Annotated in this window: 15 protein-coding genes; 6 read left to right on the top strand and 9 right to left on the bottom strand. The window is 72.9% G+C overall.

Features of this window, described 5'->3' with window-relative positions; genetic code table 11:
* Positions 1-8: 8 nt before the first annotated feature.
* Genes ACFYW1_RS23155 through ACFYW1_RS23175 form a run of 5 tightly spaced genes read right to left on the bottom strand, consistent with a single transcriptional unit; the run spans position 9 to position 5,482 of the window.
* The gene (locus ACFYW1_RS23155; RefSeq protein WP_388996235.1) at positions 9-1,256 is read right to left on the bottom strand and encodes an MFS transporter; all 1,248 of its coding nucleotides are present in this window, start codon (positions 1,254-1,256) and stop codon (positions 9-11) included.
* Positions 1,253-2,311, bottom strand: coding sequence for a mandelate racemase/muconate lactonizing enzyme family protein (locus tag ACFYW1_RS23160; RefSeq protein ID WP_388996238.1), 1,059 nt, complete (start codon positions 2,309-2,311; stop codon positions 1,253-1,255). The genes ACFYW1_RS23155 and ACFYW1_RS23160 overlap by 4 nt, the downstream gene beginning before the upstream one ends.
* Positions 2,308-3,399 carry a PLP-dependent cysteine synthase family protein gene (locus ACFYW1_RS23165; protein WP_388996241.1) on the bottom strand — a complete coding sequence of 364 codons (1,092 nt, stop codon included), beginning with the start codon at positions 3,397-3,399 and terminating at the stop codon, positions 2,308-2,310. Before ACFYW1_RS23165 ends, ACFYW1_RS23160 begins: the two co-directional genes overlap by 4 nt.
* Positions 3,396-4,229 (bottom strand): Rossmann-like domain-containing protein, encoded by an 834-nt coding sequence (locus ACFYW1_RS23170; protein WP_388996244.1) that lies wholly within the window; start codon positions 4,227-4,229, stop codon positions 3,396-3,398. The genes ACFYW1_RS23165 and ACFYW1_RS23170 overlap by 4 nt, the downstream gene beginning before the upstream one ends.
* A complete protein-coding gene (locus tag ACFYW1_RS23175; protein WP_388996248.1) occupies positions 4,226-5,482 on the bottom strand; it encodes an ATP-grasp domain-containing protein in 1,257 nt (418 codons plus the stop codon). Before ACFYW1_RS23175 ends, ACFYW1_RS23170 begins: the two co-directional genes overlap by 4 nt.
* Before the next feature lie 220 nt (positions 5,483-5,702).
* Here ACFYW1_RS23175 and ACFYW1_RS23180 point away from each other — a divergent pair, with 220 nt between their 5' ends.
* Positions 5,703-6,251, top strand: coding sequence for a GNAT family N-acetyltransferase (locus tag ACFYW1_RS23180; protein ID WP_388996251.1), 549 nt, complete (start codon positions 5,703-5,705; stop codon positions 6,249-6,251).
* 124 nt (positions 6,252-6,375) lie between these two features.
* On the opposite strand, the gene ACFYW1_RS23185 is transcribed toward ACFYW1_RS23180, so the two are convergent.
* Positions 6,376-7,200, bottom strand: a complete 825-nt coding sequence (locus tag ACFYW1_RS23185; RefSeq protein ID WP_388996254.1) for a helix-turn-helix domain-containing protein — start codon at positions 7,198-7,200, stop codon at positions 6,376-6,378.
* A gap of 63 nt (positions 7,201-7,263) precedes the next feature.
* Between ACFYW1_RS23185 and ACFYW1_RS23190 the strand changes: the two genes are divergently transcribed.
* The gene (locus tag ACFYW1_RS23190; protein WP_388996257.1) at positions 7,264-7,569 is read left to right on the top strand and encodes a 4a-hydroxytetrahydrobiopterin dehydratase; all 306 of its coding nucleotides are present in this window, start codon (positions 7,264-7,266) and stop codon (positions 7,567-7,569) included.
* Between the two features lie 24 nt (positions 7,570-7,593).
* On the opposite strand, the gene ACFYW1_RS23195 is transcribed toward ACFYW1_RS23190, so the two are convergent.
* Positions 7,594-8,556: a LysR family transcriptional regulator gene (locus tag ACFYW1_RS23195; RefSeq protein WP_388996260.1), complete on the bottom strand. Its 963-nt coding sequence runs from the start codon at positions 8,554-8,556 to the stop codon at positions 7,594-7,596.
* A 201-nt stretch (positions 8,557-8,757) separates the two neighbouring features.
* Between ACFYW1_RS23195 and ACFYW1_RS23200 the strand changes: the two genes are divergently transcribed.
* Together ACFYW1_RS23200 and ACFYW1_RS23205 are read left to right on the top strand one after the other, a co-directional pair.
* A complete protein-coding gene (locus ACFYW1_RS23200; protein WP_388996263.1) occupies positions 8,758-9,708 on the top strand; it encodes a class I SAM-dependent methyltransferase in 951 nt (316 codons plus the stop codon).
* Between the two features lie 352 nt (positions 9,709-10,060).
* Positions 10,061-10,591, top strand: a complete 531-nt coding sequence (locus tag ACFYW1_RS23205; protein WP_388996266.1) for a hypothetical protein — start codon at positions 10,061-10,063, stop codon at positions 10,589-10,591.
* Positions 10,592-11,046: 455 nt separating this feature from the next.
* On the opposite strand, the gene ACFYW1_RS23210 is transcribed toward ACFYW1_RS23205, so the two are convergent.
* Both ACFYW1_RS23210 and ACFYW1_RS23215 read right to left on the bottom strand, forming a co-directional pair.
* Positions 11,047-11,532 carry an RICIN domain-containing protein gene (locus ACFYW1_RS23210; protein WP_388996269.1) on the bottom strand — a complete coding sequence of 162 codons (486 nt, stop codon included), beginning with the start codon at positions 11,530-11,532 and terminating at the stop codon, positions 11,047-11,049.
* Between the two features lie 175 nt (positions 11,533-11,707).
* Positions 11,708-12,544 (bottom strand): aldo/keto reductase, encoded by an 837-nt coding sequence (locus tag ACFYW1_RS23215; protein ID WP_388996272.1) that lies wholly within the window; start codon positions 12,542-12,544, stop codon positions 11,708-11,710.
* A 244-nt stretch (positions 12,545-12,788) separates the two neighbouring features.
* Here ACFYW1_RS23215 and ACFYW1_RS23220 point away from each other — a divergent pair, with 244 nt between their 5' ends.
* Together ACFYW1_RS23220 and ACFYW1_RS23225 are read left to right on the top strand one after the other, a co-directional pair.
* Positions 12,789-14,456 carry a glycosyl hydrolase family 8 gene (locus tag ACFYW1_RS23220; RefSeq protein ID WP_388996275.1) on the top strand — a complete coding sequence of 556 codons (1,668 nt, stop codon included), beginning with the start codon at positions 12,789-12,791 and terminating at the stop codon, positions 14,454-14,456.
* Between the two features lie 14 nt (positions 14,457-14,470).
* A complete protein-coding gene (locus ACFYW1_RS23225; protein WP_388996278.1) occupies positions 14,471-16,534 on the top strand; it encodes a PQQ-dependent sugar dehydrogenase in 2,064 nt (687 codons plus the stop codon).
* Positions 16,535-16,746: the final 212 nt, after the last annotated feature.

A 16,746-nucleotide genomic window follows, 5' to 3' on the forward strand; every position in this document is an offset into this window, starting at 1 on the left:
GGTGCTCCTCACGCTGTCGCGGGGTGGGCGGGCAGGATCCGGTGACGGTGCAGCAGGGCGACGGCGGCGGCGGAGCCGAGCCCGAGGGCCAGGCAGCACACCCATGGCAGCCATGGCGCGTCCGTGCGGTCACCGGTGTCCATGGCCCAGCCGACGAGTGTGTTGCCGAGGGCGGCCGCGATGCCGGAGACCATGTGGAACAGGCCGAAACAGGTACCGGTGAGTTCGGGCCGGCCGAAGCCGGATATCAGCTCCATCACGAACGGCTGGGCCAGCATCAGCCCCAGATGGAGCAGCAGCGCACCGGCCAGCACGGGCAGCGCGCGCAGCGCCGCGTCCGCGAGGTTCTCGGGGGCCGTGCCGTCTCCCGGCACCGCCATCGGCGGTACGAAGGACAGCCCCATCAGCGCGAGTCCGGCGCCGACCCAGTGCGCCCTGCTCGCCCGCTCCTTCAGCGCGGCGGTGACCCGCATCTGGAGACAGAGGTTGGCGAGGGCCCCCACGAGGAGGACGAGCCCGGCGGCGCCTTCCCAGCCGGTCGCCCGCCGGGCCCCGTCGGGCAGCAGCAGGTACAGCTGGTTCTGCAGGGTGAACATGCCGACCGTGGCCAGGGCGAAGGCGAGGAAGCCGCGGTTGCCGATCACCTCGCGCCAGTCGTCGACGATCCGGCCGCCGGTCGGCACGGCCCGGCGGGCCGGGAGCACCAGGGCCTGGGCGAGGGTGAGCAGCGCGAAGATCCCGGCCGCGGTGAGCGCGGAGGCACGGAAGTCGACCAGCAGCAGGGCGCTGCCGAGCAGCGGGCCGAGCAGGGCACCGGTGGTGGCGAAGACGTTGAACAGGGCGAACGCCTCGACCTTGCGCTCCCCGGCCTCCAGGGCGAGAAAGGCCCGCACGGCCGGGTTGAACAGCGCCCCGGCCAGCCCGCTGAGCACGGAGGCGGCGAGGAGCACGGGCAGCCCGTCGCCGAGCGCGAACAGCCCGAAGCCGACGGTGCGCAGGGCGCACCCGGCGATGATCACGCCGCGGGCCCCGAGCCGGTCCGACGCCGTCCCGCCGACGAGGAACAGCCCCTGCTGGCTGAGGGTGCGCACGCCGAGCACGGTGCCGACGACGGCCGCGGACATCCCCAGGTCCTCGCTCAGGTGCAGGGCGAGGTAGGGAACGAGCAGGTAGAAGCCGGTGTTGACGCCGAGTTGGTTCACCAGCAGGAGCCGGACGGCGGGCGGGAAGCCGCGTATCTCGTGCCACGTCCTCACGCCCGGGTCCCCCCGGTGCCGCGCTCGCGCACGCCCAGGCCCGGGGCCCCGCCCGCCCGGACGGTGCCGTCGGTGCCGCCGATGCCCGTCCACGGGTCGTCGGCGAGCAGCAGATGGCCGTCGAGGTCGACCCAGCGGGCGCGGTCGGCGAGGTGGACGGCCGGGGCGATGCCGAGGGTGCTGGCGGTCAGGCAGCCGAGCATCAGCCCGGTTCCGCTGCCCGCGACCAGTGCGGCGATCCGGAGCGCGGCGCCGACGCCGCCGCACTTGGCCAGCTTGACGTTGATGCCCTGGACCCGTCCGGCGAGCCGGCGGGCGTCCTCGACGTCGACCGCGTCCTCGTCGGCGACGACGGGCAGCGCGGAGCGCTCCGCGAGCCGTGCCAGAGCCTCCGGATCGCCCGGGGCCAGGGGCTGTTCGACGGCCTCGACCCCCAGTTCCGCGAAGAGCGGCAGCAGCCGCTCGGCCTCCCGGACGGTCCACGCCCCGTTGGGGTCGAGCAGCAGCCGGGTGCCGGGCGCGGCGGTGCGGACGGCCCGGACCCGGGCCAGGTCCTCGTCCGGGTCCGGGGCACCGGCCTTGAGCTTGAGGACGCGGAACCCGTCGCGCGCGAGGCGGGCGGCCTGCGCCCCGGCCCGCTCCGGCGCGACGATGCCGATGGTGCGGGCGGTCGCGGCCCGGGGCGGGACTCCCCGGCCGCCCAGGAGCCGGTGGACCGGGACGCCCGCGCGCTTGCCCGCGAGGTCGAGCAGCGCGGACTCCACGGCCGCGGTCACGGCCGGTGGGGCGGCGGCCCGTCCGGTACCGCTCCGCAGGGCCTCCAACGCGCTCTCGGGATCGGGGAAACGCGTCAGCCACCGGCACTCCGTGTGCAGCAGCCGTCCCAGGGCGGCGGTGTCGAGCCCGTAGTACACGCTGGTGACGGCCTCCCCGTGACCGCACAGTCCGTCGTGTTTGACGGTCAGCCAGACGGCCTCGCGGGCCGCCATGGTGGAACGGGAGATGCGCAGCGGCTCGGTGAGGTCGAGGCGCACGGTGCGCAGAGCGGCCCTCACGGCTGCTGCTCCGGGGCGGTGGCGGGCGGTCCGGTGACGGTGCGGCAGCGGACCCAGCCGGTGGCCTCCACGGCCCGGGGGTGCGGGATCTCGACGGGGCGGACGGCGGCGGTGGCGGGGTCGATGCCGTGGGCGGTGGTGAACCCGTCGTCGAAGACGCTGCCGAGGTAGCGGTGCGGGCCGTCGGGGAAGACGGTGGCGACGACCGCGCCGGGGTGGACGCGGGCGGCCCAGGCGGAGACGAGGGCGACGGCGCCGGTGCTCCAGCCGCCGCTGACGAAGGCGCCGCGGGCCAGTCGGCGGCAGGCGTCGACGGCCTCGGCGGGCCCGACCCAGTGGACCTCGTCGAAGGCGCCGTGGGCGACGTTGCGCGGGTGGATGCTGCTGCCGAGGCCGCGCATGAGACGGGGTCTGGCGGGCTGGCCGAAGATGGTGGAGCCGGTGGCGTCCACACCGATGAGCCGCAGGCCGGGCCAGTGGCGCCGCAGCGGTCCGACGAGCCCGGCGCTGTGGCCGCCGGTTCCGACGCTGCACACCAGCACGTCGAGGTGGCCGAGCTGGGCGGTCAGCTCGGCCGCCAGGGAGGCGTAACCCGCCGTGCTGTCCGGGTTGTTGTACTGGTCGGGCCAGTACGCGTCCGGGAGCAGCGTCAGCAGCTCGCGCAGCCGGGCGAGCCGGGCGGCCTGCCAGCCGCCCTCGGCGGCCGGACGGTCGACGAGCTCCAGGCGGACGCCGTACGCGCCCAGCAGCTGCCGCATCGAGGGCTCCAGCTCGATGTCGCCGACCAGCACGACGGGATGGCCGAGGGCCTGCCCGGCGAAGGCCAGCCCGATGCCGAGCGTCCCCGAGGTGGACTCCACCACGGGGGCGCCCGGCCGCAGTTCGCCGCGGTCCCGGGCGCCCAGCAGCATGGCGACGGCGGCGCGTGCCTTCATGCCGCCGACGCCGAACCCTTCGAGCTTGGCCCAGAAGCCCGGCTGCGGGCCCGGCAGGTCGACGGTGACGCGGGCGAGCGGGGTGCGGCCGAGCAGGCCGAGGAGCTCCCGGTTGCCCGCGGCGCGCGCGGTACCGAGGACGACGGTGGTCACAGGACGCCTCCGTAGCGGTGGATGGTCCCCGGGCCGCCGTCCAGCCAGAAGAAGGGGTACGGCTCCGCGCACACCGCGGTGACGCCGGAACCGATCAGGCGCGGCAGGACCGCGCTGCCGGTCTGCGCGAACATCACCAGGGGGATGCCGCTGCGCCGTGCCCGCCGGCGCAGCGGCTCGAAGCTGCCGTTGCCGAGGGTCATGCCGGAGGCGAGGACGGCGTCGCAGCGCTCCAGCTCGGCCAGGGCGTCGGTGCGCACCGGCTCGCCCCATTCGGTCGTGCCGCCCTTGAGGTCGCAGGGGACGTACGCGAGGCCGCGCGCCCGCAAAGCCTCCAGCAGCGAGTTGACCACGCCCACGACGAGCACGCTCGCCCCGGGCGCGACGTCGATCAGTTCCACCACGGAGCGGGCCCTGGCCCGGGACTTCTCCAGCGAGGTGCCGGCGGGCAGCGGGCAGGGCCGGCCCCCGTTCCCGGGCCCGTGCGGCAGGACGTGCATGAGGTACGCGTCGAGGGCGGCGACCCGGACGGGCGGCAGTTCGTGTTCCAGGAGGCGCGCGATGTCGGCGCCGACGCAGTCCTCGACGGCGTCGTCGGGCAGTTCGCCCGGCTCGACCGCGCAGGATCCCACGGCTTCGGCGAGACGCAGGCTCAGCACCTCGTTGCGGTAGCCGGAGCCGCGCCCTTCGTGGCGCACCGCCTGCCGGGTGGTGAAGGCCACCGCGATCCGCCGGGTGCGCGGGTCGGGGCCGAGGTCGCCGGCCAGGACGCGCCCGACGAGGTCGTCGTACGAACGGGCCGTGACGGGCGCGCCGGTGAGGGCGGTCATCCGGCCACCACCCGGGGGGACAGCCGGGCGAGGAGGGCTTCGACCAGGGCCCGGGCGGCCGGGCCCCGCGCGTCGCCGGCCATGACGTGGCCGAGGTAGTCGTTGTTGCTGCCCGCGGCCCTGACGGTGCTGCCGGGGTCGGTGAGCCGGAGCTCCAGCAGACCGTCCGCGGCACGGACGGCGTCGGCGCCGTCGACCGCCTCCAGCACGCCGTCCCGGTCCGGCACCAGGAAACCGATCGCGGCGCTGGTCAGCCCGGTGGCACGGCGGCGCAGGTCCGGCTCGCGGCCGAGGGCGACGTCCACGCAGGCGGCGGCGAGGTCGATGCCGGTCACATGACGCACGAGTTCGGTGATGCGGTTGCCGGCGGGACGGGGGTTGACCTCGATCAGACGGGGCCCGTCGGCCGTCAGCTTGAGCTCGGTGTGGGCGACGACCCCGTCCAGGCCCAGCGCCCGGAGCGCGCGACGCGCGGTCTCCCCGGCGGCCGCGACGTCCGCCGGGTCCAGTGCGGCGGGGAACATGTGGCCGGTCTCGATGAAGGCCGGGGCCCCGCCGACGCTCTTGTCCGTGACGCCGACGACCTCCACGGTCCCCCCGTGGGACACGGTCTCCACGCTCACCTCCGGCCCTTCGAGGAGCTCTTCGAGCAGGACCCCGGGGTCGCGGCGCTGGCCGCGGGCGTTGACGGGGAAGGCGGCGAGCGCGCGGTGGGCGTGGGCCAGTTCGGCCTCGTCGTCGACGCGGCGCACGAACATCCCCGCGCACAGGTCCACCGGCTTGAGCACCAGCGGATAGCCGATGTCGCGGGCCGCGGCGGCGGTCTGTGCCCAGTCCTCGCACACCGCGAACCGCGGCCCCGGGAGGCCCGCCCCGGCCAGGACCCGGCGGGTCGCGTCCTTGCGGCAGGCGTTCTCGACCGCCTCGGGCGCGGGGCCGGGCAGTCCCAGCCGCCCCGCGATCCGCGCGGCCGTCGGGAGGTAGTAGTCGCAGGAGGTGATCACCCCGTCGAAGCGCAGGGCCGCATGGGCCTGTTCGACGAAGGGCAGCAGCGCGTCGGTGTCGTTGGTCTCCGCGGTGAGCACATGGCGGGCCGAGAGGAGGGGGTGCGCGGTGCCCTCCGGGGCGGAACGCAGGTAGTGGTGCAGGTCGCGGGTCAGCAGGGTGAACTCGTCCCCCGCCTCGCGGACGGCCCTTGGCAGCAGTCTGCTCATGGACCCGACCCAGCTCTCGACCATCAGCAGATGAGCCACGACTTCCCCTTCTCACGGCGCGGTTGAGGTGTGATCCGGTCACGGCGGCAGCGCCGGCCAGGGCGTGCTCGCTTGACCGAGAGGGACCTTATCGGCAATCGTTTTCATTGTCATCTGATGGGGGCGCAGCTTCTCCGCCCGTGAGACGCGCGCCCGCCGTCGTACGCCCTCGCCGGGCGCGAGGGATGCCGCGCCCTTCGCGCATGCTCAGGAGATCCCGATGAACCACCCCCCGAACCCGCCCTACACCGTGCGTCCCGCCGGTCCGGCCGATGTGGAGGGCGCCCGCCAGGTCATGCTCGACACCTTCTACCGGGACTTCGGCTACGGCTACGTGCCCGAATGGCACCGCGACGTCGTCGAGATCGAGAGCACCTACCTGGACGACCCCCGCCACCTGCTGCTGGTCGCCGCGCACGGCGACCGGGTGGTGGCCACCACCGGAATCCGCTCGACGGGACCGGCCCATCCGCCGCATCCGCGCTGGCTCGCCGAGCGCTACCCCCCGGGCACCACCGCACAGCTCGTGCGGGTCTACGTGAGCCCGGAGCACCGGCGGCACGGTCTGGCCCGCACCCTCGTGGAGCGGGCATGCGCCTTCGCCGCCGGGACGCCCGGGTACGACAGCATCTACCTGCACACCAACGTCGACGTCGAGGGCGCGGAGGCGTTCTGGCGCAGTATGGCCAAGGAGATCTTCGACGCCCGCACGACGGGGGAGCACGGGCCCGGCGTCGGCACCGTGCACTTCGAGATCCCGTTGCCGTGACGCGGCCGGCCCGGGCCCGGAGGGCAGTCGGGCGGGGCGGAACGGGCGCATGACGCGCCGGGGCGCGGCCGTCGGCCGCGCCCCGGACCCGCGCCTCCGGCCGCCCGCGCGGCAACCCCGGCCGTCAGGCGATGAGCGAGCGCAGCAGGTCGGCGGTGTCCCGGTCGGCGGGGAGGAACGTCTCGATCGCCAGCTCGGCCACCGTCACGTCCATCGGCGTGTTGAACGTCGCGATGGAGGAGACGAACGAGAGCACCTGCCCGCCGTGCTCGATCAGCATGGGCAGCGCGAAGGGCAGGGACGCGCCGGACCCGTCGTCCGCGCCGGCCTCGGGCCCCTCGGGGCTCCCCTCGCCCTCCGGTACGGGATAGGCGGCGACCTCCTCGTACAGTTCGCGCAGCTCCGCCGAACGCACCAGGGCGATCTGACGCCGCATCTGCGCCAGCAGGTCGGCCCGCCACGCCCGCAGGTTCCGGATGCGCGGGGCCAGGCCCTCCGGGTGCAGGGTGATCCGCATGACGTTCAGCGGCGGCACGAGCAGGTGCTCGGCCACGCCGTCCAGCAGCATCGCGACGGCCCGGTTGGCCGCCACCACGTCGTACCTGCCGTCGAGGACGAGCGCCGGATACGGTTCGTATCCCTCCAACAGCCGTTCCACCCCCTCGCGCAGCGCGCCCATGGCCGGGTCGTCGAGCGGGGTGTGGGCGTAGCGCGGGGCGTAACCGGCCACCACCAGAAGGGCGTTGCGTTCCCTGACAGGGACCTCCAGATGCTCGGCGAGGCGCAGGATCATCTCCTCGCTGGGTCGGGAGCGGCCCGTTTCGATGAAGGAGATGTGCCGGGCGGAGGAGTCCGCGCGCAGCGCCAGTTCCAGCTGGCTGATCCTGCGCTGTTCCCGCCAGCTGCGCAGCAGCGGCCCTACCCCCGTGTCGAGCGCGACAGTAGTCATGCCCAGACCGTAACGTCACCGGCACCGCCGACCGGAACCGACCGTTGACGAGGGAGTCGCCGCATGCCCGCCGCACCGCTGTCGCAGGAGGAGATCGAGGACCGTCTGGGCGATCTGCCCGGCTGGTCGCTGGAGGGGGACCGGATCACCCGCACCTACCGGCTGCCCACCCACTTCGCGGCCGCCGGGCTGACCGTGCACGTCGCCGCGATCCAGGACGAGCTGAACCACCACTCCGACCTGACCCTCGGATACAACACCGTCACCCTCCGCGTGAACACGCACGACGCCGGTGGCGCGGTCACGGAGAAGGACCTGGACCTGGCGGCGCGGGTGGCGGCGGTCGCCGCCGGGCACGGCGCGAGGTAGCCGCGGGCGGTACGGGCCGACGGGTCACAGCGCCGCGCCGAACCGCGGATGCGCGGTGAGCCAGCGGGTGTAGCTCTCGCTGCGCTCCACCGCCTCCGCGTACGCCGCCCGGGTGTGGCCGCTCACTGCCCCGGCCGCGCTCCCGGCCGCCGCCGAGCGGGGATGCCAGCCCAGCAGGTGGCGCCAGCTCAGCGGCGAACCGGCGATCGGCCGGGTCACCACCCCCGGCGTCGGCGGGAAGGTCGCCCGGCACAGCCCGACGGCCCGCCCCACCTGGACCAGATGGACGACGGACGTGGTGTCCGTCTCGTACACCGAGACCGGACTGAAACCGGCCCGGGCACAGGCCCCGACGAAGCAGTCGGCGAAGCAGCCGTCGCCCGGCACGTCCGCCCAGCACTCCTCGGCCAGCGCGGAGAGGTCGAGCTCCCGCTCGCCGGCGAGCGGATGGGAGTCGGGCAGCATCACGAAGACCGGATCGACGCCGATGACCTGCCACGTCAGCCGGTCGTTCGCCGGCGGCGGGCTCTCCCCGCAGGTGCCGATCAGGGCGAAATCGAGCCGCCCGTCCACCAGCTGGGAGGCGATCTCGGCCACCGACCAGGAGGTGTACGTCGAGACCGGCGCGGTCGGGTGCGCCGTGACCAGGCGGTCCACGAGACCGCCCAGCAGCGGCCCGTGCGTGCCGCCCAGCCGGAAGCGCTCCATCGTGCCCCAGGCATTGGCGAACCGGACCGCCTCCTCCTGGAGCTCGCTCACCGCGGGCAGCACCACCCGGGCCCGTTCGAGCACCAGCTCGCCGAGGAGCGTGGGCCGGGCACCGGTGTGGTCCCGGTCGAAGAGCGGACCGCCGAGCGCTTTCTCGATCCGGCGCAGCTGTGCGCTCAGCGCGGGCTGGGCGAGCCCGAGGGTCGCGGCCGCCTTGGTCAGGCTTCCGGTGTCGGCAATGGCACGTACGGTTCGCAGATGGCGCAACTCCAGCTCCATAAACGCAAGTTATGGGCCCGGGGGCCCACCGGCAATATCCCGGTGACGATTCGGCGGGATGTGTCCCGGAGTCACCGACCGCAGGGATGTGGCGCCCCTCTGCCGCCCGGCGGCCCGGAGCACGGGGAGCGGGGCGGCGGACGGCTTGCCGAACCGGCAACAAATCTGGCGAGGGAGCCGGGCGGCGGTGAGGCTGGTGCCATGAGTCAGCACACCCACGGCTGCCACGAGAGCGCCGCCCACGACCCCCGCCAGGCCCCTTCCCGCGGCCGCCACGACCACTCCGCCCACGCCGGTCACGGGACGGCCGACGGCATCGGCTGGGACGCCGTGGGGCCGCTGCTGGAGCAGAACGCCGAGATCAGCCGCCCGCAGTACGAGGAGGCGGCCCGCTGGATCGCCGGGCTCCCCACGGCCCCGCAGGTGCGCCGCGTGCTCGACATCGGCAGCGGCCCCGGGGTGGTCACCTGTCTGCTCGCCGAGATGTTTCCCGAGGCGGAGGTCGTCGCCGTCGACGGCACCCCGGCGCTCCTGGAACGCGCCGGGGAGCGCGCCGAACGGCTCGGCCTCGGCGACCGGGTCCGGGTGCGGCAGGCCGACCTCCCCGACGATCTCGGCGGGCTGGGCGAGGCGGACCTGATCTGGATGGGCAACACCCTGCACCACATGGGCGACCAGCGCGCCGCGCTCGCCGGGTTCGCTGCACTGCTGCGCCCCGGCGGGACCGTCGCCCTGGTCGAGGGCGGGCTGCAGCCCCGTCGGCTCCCGCGCGACATCGGCTTCGGGCGGCCGGGCCTGGAGACCAGGCTCGAAGCGATCAACACGGACCGGTTCGAAGACATGCGGGCGGCACTGCCCGGCACCAAGCGGGAGTCCGAGGACTGGAGCGCCCTGTTCGCCGCGGTGGGGCTGGAACCGCAGGGCACCCGCAGTTTCCTGCTGGACGTCCCGGCCCCGGTCCCCGAGCCGGTCCGCGACGACGCGGTCATCGAGTTCGGCCGGTGGCGCGAGGGCTTCGCGGAGTACCTCACGGCCGAGGACGCCGCCGCGCTCGACCGGCTGCTCGACCCCGACGACCCGGCCGGGCTGCGCCGCCGCCCCGACCTCTTCCTGCTCTCGGTACGCACCGTTCACCTGGGCCGACGGGCCTGACGGGAGCCCCGTCGCGGTATGCCCGCAGGCCGTTTTCCATGGGTTTCGGGCGGGGCCGGAAGGCAGATTTCCCCCGGTCCGGGCGCTGTCAAGAAAAGACACGCTTCTGCCGGGGTGAGCGGGCATCAGAAAGTCCCCTGAGCAGACTAATGGCACATCAACTCCCGTTATCTTTCGGTGAGTTGATGTGCGGTCTAATGATATGAAAATAGCATATGGCGTATTTTCGTACCTCGATCAGAGTGTGGACGCCGATCTCCGCCGTGTCCGATATGACACATATGAGGATCGTTCAGTACGTTCATTCACAGATCGACTGCCCGGTCGATCTCTCTGAGACAGGAGAAGCGAAATGATCACCCGTTCCACCATCGTCACGGCCGCCGTCGCGGCCGCTGCCGCCCTGGCCGCCACCGGCATCACCTACGCCTCGGCTGCCGGCACCGCGCCGGTCGAGGTGGCCCGCCCCGTTCAGCAGGCCGTTCCCAGCTCGGCTCTCGGTGGCGGCGACGTCGGCAAGGGCAACGAGGGCAAGGGCAACGAGCGAGGTGGCCACGACGAGGGTCGTGACTACTACGAGGGTCGCATCCACATCAACGAGCGGACGTACAGCGACCACCCGGGTGGCTGCATGACCGTGGTCAGCGGCCTCGGCTCCAAGACCCTCAACATCCGCAACGACAGCCGCCGGACCGTCGAGGTCTTCCGCGGGGCCACCTGCGACAACGGCGCCCCCATCGCCACCGTCGGACCGCACAGCGACAGCAACGGGGTGCACCCCGGGCACGTCGAGGGCGGCGTGTGGGTCAAGAACGGCGTCGTGGGCAGCTTCCGGGTGATCGAGCGTCACCACGACGACGACCGCGGCGGCAAGAGCTGGTAACCGATTCGCTCGGGTGACGCAGAACCCCGGCCCGCCGTAATCGGGCCGGGGTTCCAGTCAGGATATCCGGGTGCGGGTGTCCGCTCGGATGCCTGCACCCGAAGGACGACTGACACGTCCGAAAACCTGTCAGACCATAGTAAAGCCGGACGGCGAGGTGCTGCCAGCCGACCGGAACGGCCGTGCCGCACACGGTCGCCGGGCTCCGGTTCCTTCCCGGTTCCGGAGTCCGGCCCTCGGACCCGTCCCCGGTCCGCGGCCCTCGGCGGGGCCCGGCGACCGGGCGGCGGAACGTGGTGACGGCGTGGCAGACGCCGCCCATGTCCCGGCCGCCGGAGGACCGGCGGGCCGCCCTGGTCCAGTCGGGTGACGGCCCGGCCGGCGCGCTCCCGAAGGGCCGGCCGGATCCCGGTCCGCGGGCGTCCGCGCACATGCCCGGGCCGGCCCGAGTCCGGCTACGTCCCGGAGGCGTCGTCCCGCACCGGCTCCAGCCGCCACCACTGGCCGGGGGAGTCGGTGTCCTCCCACTGCTGGACCCGGGCGCCGTCCGCGGTGCTGCCGTCGGCCACCTCCAGGACGAGCCCGCTGACGAAGCTGACCAGCGTCACCACCCCCGGCGCCTCCAGGTGCCGCTCGATCAGCCATTCCTGGGCGCCGTAGTTGTTGGCCCGCCACTGCTGGATCACGGCGCCGTTCTCGGTGGAGGCGTTGGCCACGTCCAGGCGCTTCTCGCTGTGGACGTTGACCAGGTGGTACAGCGCCGCGCCCTCGTGCACCGGCGAGAGCTGCCAGAGCTGGTCCGGCGAGCCGCTCTCCTCGGCCTGCCGGACCGGGGCGCCGCCGCCCTTGGCGGCGCCGTGCACCCCCAGCAGCAGGCCGCTCCCCACGTTGCGCAGCCGGTAGCGGCCCGCTGCGACGACGGGCGCGCCGTCCCCGTTCATGTTGTCCCGGTCCTTCCCGCGTGGCGGACCGCCGCCCGGCTCGAAGGCCGGGCGGCGGTCCGCTCCGTGTTCCGCCGGGCGTGCCCGAAGGGGCGTGCCCGGTGCTGTTGTGTCGCCTCGTGAGGGTGTGTCCCGCCACCGTGCCGTGCGTTCCGGCGGTGTCCGGAAGGGGGTGTCAGGCCCCGACGTTGAAGTCGGCGGGGTCCGGGCCGAGGCGCTTGCCCTCGTCCAGGGCGGCGAGCGCGGCCAGGTCGTCCGCGTCCAGCTCGAAGTCGAACACGTCGATGTTCTCCGCGATCCGGGACGGCGTCACGGACTTCGGGATCACCACGTTGCCGATCCGGAGGTGCCAGCGGAGCACCACCTGGGCGGGGGTGCGCTCGTGCTTCCGGGCGATCGCGACGATCGTCGGGACCTCCAGGAGGCCCTTGCCCTGGCCCAGCGGCGACCACGCCTCGGTCCGGATGCCGTGCTCGGCGTGGAAGGCGCGCGACTCGGCCTGCTGGAGCTGCGGGTGGAGCTCGATCTGGTTGAGCACCGGGACCACGGAGGTCTCGCCGAGCAGGCGCTCCAGGTGCGCGGGCAGGAAGTTCGAGACGCCGATGGCCTTCGCGCGGCCCTCGGAGTGGATCTTCTCGAAGGCCCGGTACGTGTCGACGTACGCGTCCTTGGCGGGCACCGGCCAGTGGATCAGGTACAGGTCGACGTAGTCGAGGCCCAGCCGGTCGAGCGAGGCGTCGAAGGTGCGCAGGGTCGCGTCGTGGCCCTGGTCGCCGTTCCACAGCTTGGTGGTGACGAAGAGCTCCTCGCGGGGGACGCCGGAGGCGGCCACGGCCTTGCCCGTGCCCCGCTCGTTCTCGTAGATCGCGGCGGTGTCGATGCTCCGGTACCCGGACTCGATGGCCGTCGCGACCGCCTTCTCGGCCTCGTCGTCCGGCACCTGCCAGACGCCGTAACCGAGCTGCGGCATCTCGACGCCGTTGTTGAGGGTGATGGAGGGGACCTGGCTCACGAGCGGTCGATCCTTACGTCGTCGGGTGGTACGTCCAAGAAGAACGTCCGGGGCGCGCCACGCATTCCCCGTGACCCGGTCTTCCTCGGTCGATCCGTCCGGCCCGGCGCCGCTCGTGGACCAACACGCTTGATCCTCACGGGATTTGGGCCCGCGAGGGGCATTGACAGATCGCCCCGCAGGGAATCCCATGCAGTATCGGTTAGGAACCTTTCCTAACACCGAGAACCGGAAGGGACCACCCGTGCACCCTGCCGCACCCCCACGCCGCTCGGCGGCAGTCCTCACAGGCATCGGCTGTCTGCTCCTGCCCCTGCTCGCCGTGCCGTCCGCCGAGGCGGTGACCACCCCGCCGGCCACCACCGCGGCGGCCACCCGGTACGAGGCCGAGGACGCCCTGCTGACCCGGGCGGCCGTGGCGACGAACCACACCGGCTACTCGGGCACCGGCTTCGTCGACTACACCAACGCGACCGGGTCGGCCGTCGAATTCACGGTCGGCACCACCGCCGGCGGCGACTCGCTCGCCGTCCGCTACGCCAACGGGACCACCACCGACCGACCGATGGACATCAGCGTCGACGGCACCGTCGTCGCGTCCGGCGTCCCGTTCGGCTCCACCGGCTCCTGGGACACCTGGGCGACGAAGACCGTCGCCGTCCGCCTCGCCGCCGGCACCCACACCGTCCGGGCCACCGCGACCACGGCGAACGGCGGCCCCAACCTCGACCGCCTCGACATCGGGGCCCCCGCCACCGGCGGACCCGCGGTGCCCTTCGGCAGCCACCTGTTCCCCTACGCGGCGGGGACGCTGAAGCCGTCCGGCGCGCAGTCCACGCTCGACCAGGCCGTGATCAAGGCGTACGACGCCTGGAAGTCCGCTTTCGTCCGGCAGAACTGCGGCAACGGCTGGTACCAGGTCATCTCGCCGGACGCCGACCACCTCTACGTCGCCGAGGCCCAGGGCTACGGCATGGTCGTCACCGCCACGATGGCGGGCGCCGACCCACAGGCCAGGACCGTCTTCGACGGCATGGTCAAGTACATGCTGGCCCACCCCTCGGTGAACAACCCCGACCTCCTCGCCGCCGAACAGGACACCTCCTGCCGGAGCGTCGACGGCTCCGACTCCGCCACCGACGGGGACCTCGACGTCGCCTACGGCCTGCTCCTCGCCGACAAGCAGTGGGGATCCACCGGCACGTACGACTACAAGGACCTCGCGATCAAGCACATCGAGGCGATCAAGGAGAGCGAGGTCAACCCGACCACGCACCTGATGCTGTTCGGCGACTGGTCGGACTCCGGCGAGTCCCACTACTGGATGACCCGCTCCTCGGACTGGATGATCGACCACTTCCGCGCCTTCGAGGCCGCCACCGGCGACAGCACCTGGGGCACCGTGCGCACGGCCCATCAGAAGCTGATCACCTCCCAGCAGGCCAAGTACGCGCCCGACACGGGGCTGTTGGCGGACTTCGTCGTCAATACCGACGGCACGCCCGAGCCCGCGCCGGGCGAGGTGCTCGAATCGCCCAACGACGGCGACTACTCCTGGAACGCCTGCCGCGACCCGTGGCGCATCGGCACCGACGCCGTCACCAGCGGGGACGCCGCCTCGCTCGCCGCGGCCCGCAAGCTCAACTCCTGGATCAAGAAGGCCACCGGTGGCGACCCGGACCGGATCGGCAGCGGCTACCACCTGAACGGCTCGGCGTTCGACAACAGCGGCGACATGGCGTTCACCGCCCCGTTCGTCGTGACCGCGCTGACCGACCCCGGTTCCCAGGTCTGGCTCGACGCGCTGTGGGACAAGCTCGCCACCACCCCGATCGACCCCGATCTCTACTACGGCGCGAGCGTCCAGCTCCAGACCATGATCGTCGCGTCCGGCAACTACTGGGTCCCCTGACGGAGGTGTCGAAGATGCGTACCACAACACCCACTGCGGCACGGGGCGCGACCGCGGCCCTCACGGCGGTGCTGCTCTGCGCGGTGCTGGTGCAGGCGGCCCCGCGATCGGCGGCCGCGGCCGCCACCCGGTACGAGGCGGAGTCCGCGACGATCGTCGGGGGCGCTGCCGAGTCCAACCACTCCGGCTACTCGGGGACGGGCTTCGTCAACGGCGACAACGTCGTGGGCAGCCATGTGGAGTTCACCGTCACCGCGGCCACCGCGGGAACCGGGAAGATCGCCATCCGCTACTCCAACGGCACGACGGCCGACCGGCCCGCGGACGTCGCCGTCGGCGGCACGGTCGTCTCGGCGGCCCGCGCCTTCGCCCCCACCGCGGACTGGGACACCTGGGCCACCTCCACCCTCACCACCCCGCTGAAGGCGGGCACCAACAAGATCCGGCTGACGTCCACGACGGCCGGCGGGCTGCCCAACCTCGACTACCTCGACGTCACGGTCACCCCCTCGGACACCGAGGCGCCCACCGCCCCCGGCCGGCCCACCTGCACCGGGATCACCGAGAACAGCATCACGCTGAACTGGACCGCGTCCACGGACGACGTGGGCGTCGCCGCGTACGACATCTACGAACACGGCAACAAGTTCGGCGAGGCGCCGGGCACCGCCACGACGAAGAACCTGACCGGGCTCGCCCCCGGCACCACGTACAACCTCACGCTGTTCGCCCGGGACGCGGCCGGCAACGTGTCCTCGGTCAGCCCGGTCGTGGACTGCACCACCCTGCGCAGCGACGACACCACCGCCCCCTCGGCCCCCGGCACCCTGTCGGCCTCGGACCTCACCGCGAACGGCGTCGTCCTGAAGTGGGGCGCGGCCACCGACGACAAGGGCGTCACCGCCTACGAGGTGCGCAGCGGCAGCACCGTCTACAAGACCGTCACCGGCACCCCGCCGGCCACCACGACCACCCTCACCGGGCTCGCCTGCGCCAGCCCCTACACCCTGGAGGTCGTCGCCAAGGACGCGGCGGGCAACGTCTCCCCGCCGGGCAACCCGGTCACCTTCACCACCCCGGCCTGCGCCACCGACGGCGGCGTCCCGTCCGGCATCACCACCGTCTCCACCGGCTGGTCCATCCCCTGGGGCACCTACTGGATGCCCGACGGAAAGACCGCCCTGGTCACCGAGCGGGACAGCTTCAAGGTCTTCCGGGCCACGGCCGACGGCGCCCGCACCCAGGTCGGGTCGGTGCCCGAGGCCGTCACGACCGATGGCGAGGGCGGCCTGCTCGGCGTCGCCGTCGACCCGAAGTGGTCCACCAACCACCGCGTGTACTTCATGCACACCGCGTCGGAGGGCAACCGGATCGCCCGGATGACCTACGACGGCAGCTCGCTCGGCGGGTACGAGGTACTGCTCCGGGGCATCAAGAAGAGCCGGTACCACAACGGCGGACGGCTCGCCTTCGGCCCCGACGGCTACCTGTACGCGTCGACCGGCGAGGCCCAGACCCCCGACCTCGCCCAGGACAAGGACTCGCTGAACGGCAAGATCCTGCGGATGACCACGGACGGCGGGCCCGCCCCCGGCAACCCGTTCGGCAACCACGTCTACAGCTACGGCCACCGCAACCCGCAGGGCCTCGCCTTCGACCGCAACGGCCGCCTGTGGGAAGCGGAGTTCGGCGACAGCAAGAAGGACGAACTCAACCTCATCAAGCCGGGGAAGAACTACGGCTGGCCCATCTGCGAGGGCAGCTGCACCACGTCCGGCATGACCAATCCGAAGAAGACCTGGAACATCTCCGAGGCGTCGCCCAGCGGAATCGCCATCGTCCGCAACGTCATCTACATGGCAGCCCTGAAGGGCGAACGGCTGTGGCGGGTGCCGATCACCGGTGACACCGAGAACCTCGGCACGCCGAGTGCCTACTATGTAGGGACGTACGGTCGGCTGCGCACCGTCACCGAGGTGCCCGGCCGGGACCAGCTGTGGCTGTCCACCACCAACTGCGACAACAAGGGGAACGAACCGGACGGCTCGGACAAGCTGTTCCGCGTCTCGATCACCTAGGGCCTCTCGTTCGGATCATGCCGGGCTCGCGTGCCCCGGTGTGCGCGCTCGCGGCGTTGTCGTCGGTCGCCGACGCTCCGCGTCCACTCCCTCCTCCGCCTTGCGATCACACGCACCGGACTCCGCTCACTGGTCCGGCCTGATCCGAACGAAAGACACTAGCCCGGCACCGTGCGGCACGTCGTACGCGCCGTACCGCCGGGGCACCCCGG

Origin of the sequence: Streptomyces sp. NPDC002669 (genome assembly GCF_042889165.1) — a bacterium.
Taxonomy (GTDB): Bacteria; Actinomycetota; Actinomycetes; order Streptomycetales; family Streptomycetaceae; genus Streptomyces.

What these genes read in the sequence shown, in the direction of transcription:
- ACFYW1_RS23170 (WP_388996244.1), bottom strand. Translation starts at nt 4,229, where the DNA reads ATGACCGCCCTCACCGGCGCGCCCGTCACGGCCCGTTCGTACGACGAC.
- ACFYW1_RS23180 (WP_388996251.1), top strand. Translation starts at nt 5,703, where the DNA reads ATGAACCACCCCCCGAACCCGCCCTACACCGTGCGTCCCGCCGGTCCG.
- ACFYW1_RS23185 (WP_388996254.1), bottom strand. Translation starts at nt 7,200, where the DNA reads ATGACTACTGTCGCGCTCGACACGGGGGTAGGGCCGCTGCTGCGCAGC.
- ACFYW1_RS23190 (WP_388996257.1), top strand. Translation starts at nt 7,264, where the DNA reads ATGCCCGCCGCACCGCTGTCGCAGGAGGAGATCGAGGACCGTCTGGGC.
- ACFYW1_RS23195 (WP_388996260.1), bottom strand. Translation starts at nt 8,556, where the DNA reads ATGGAGCTGGAGTTGCGCCATCTGCGAACCGTACGTGCCATTGCCGAC.
- ACFYW1_RS23200 (WP_388996263.1), top strand. Translation starts at nt 8,758, where the DNA reads ATGAGTCAGCACACCCACGGCTGCCACGAGAGCGCCGCCCACGACCCC.
- ACFYW1_RS23205 (WP_388996266.1), top strand. Translation starts at nt 10,061, where the DNA reads ATGATCACCCGTTCCACCATCGTCACGGCCGCCGTCGCGGCCGCTGCC.
- ACFYW1_RS23210 (WP_388996269.1), bottom strand. Translation starts at nt 11,532, where the DNA reads ATGAACGGGGACGGCGCGCCCGTCGTCGCAGCGGGCCGCTACCGGCTG.
- ACFYW1_RS23225 (WP_388996278.1), top strand. Translation starts at nt 14,471, where the DNA reads ATGCGTACCACAACACCCACTGCGGCACGGGGCGCGACCGCGGCCCTC.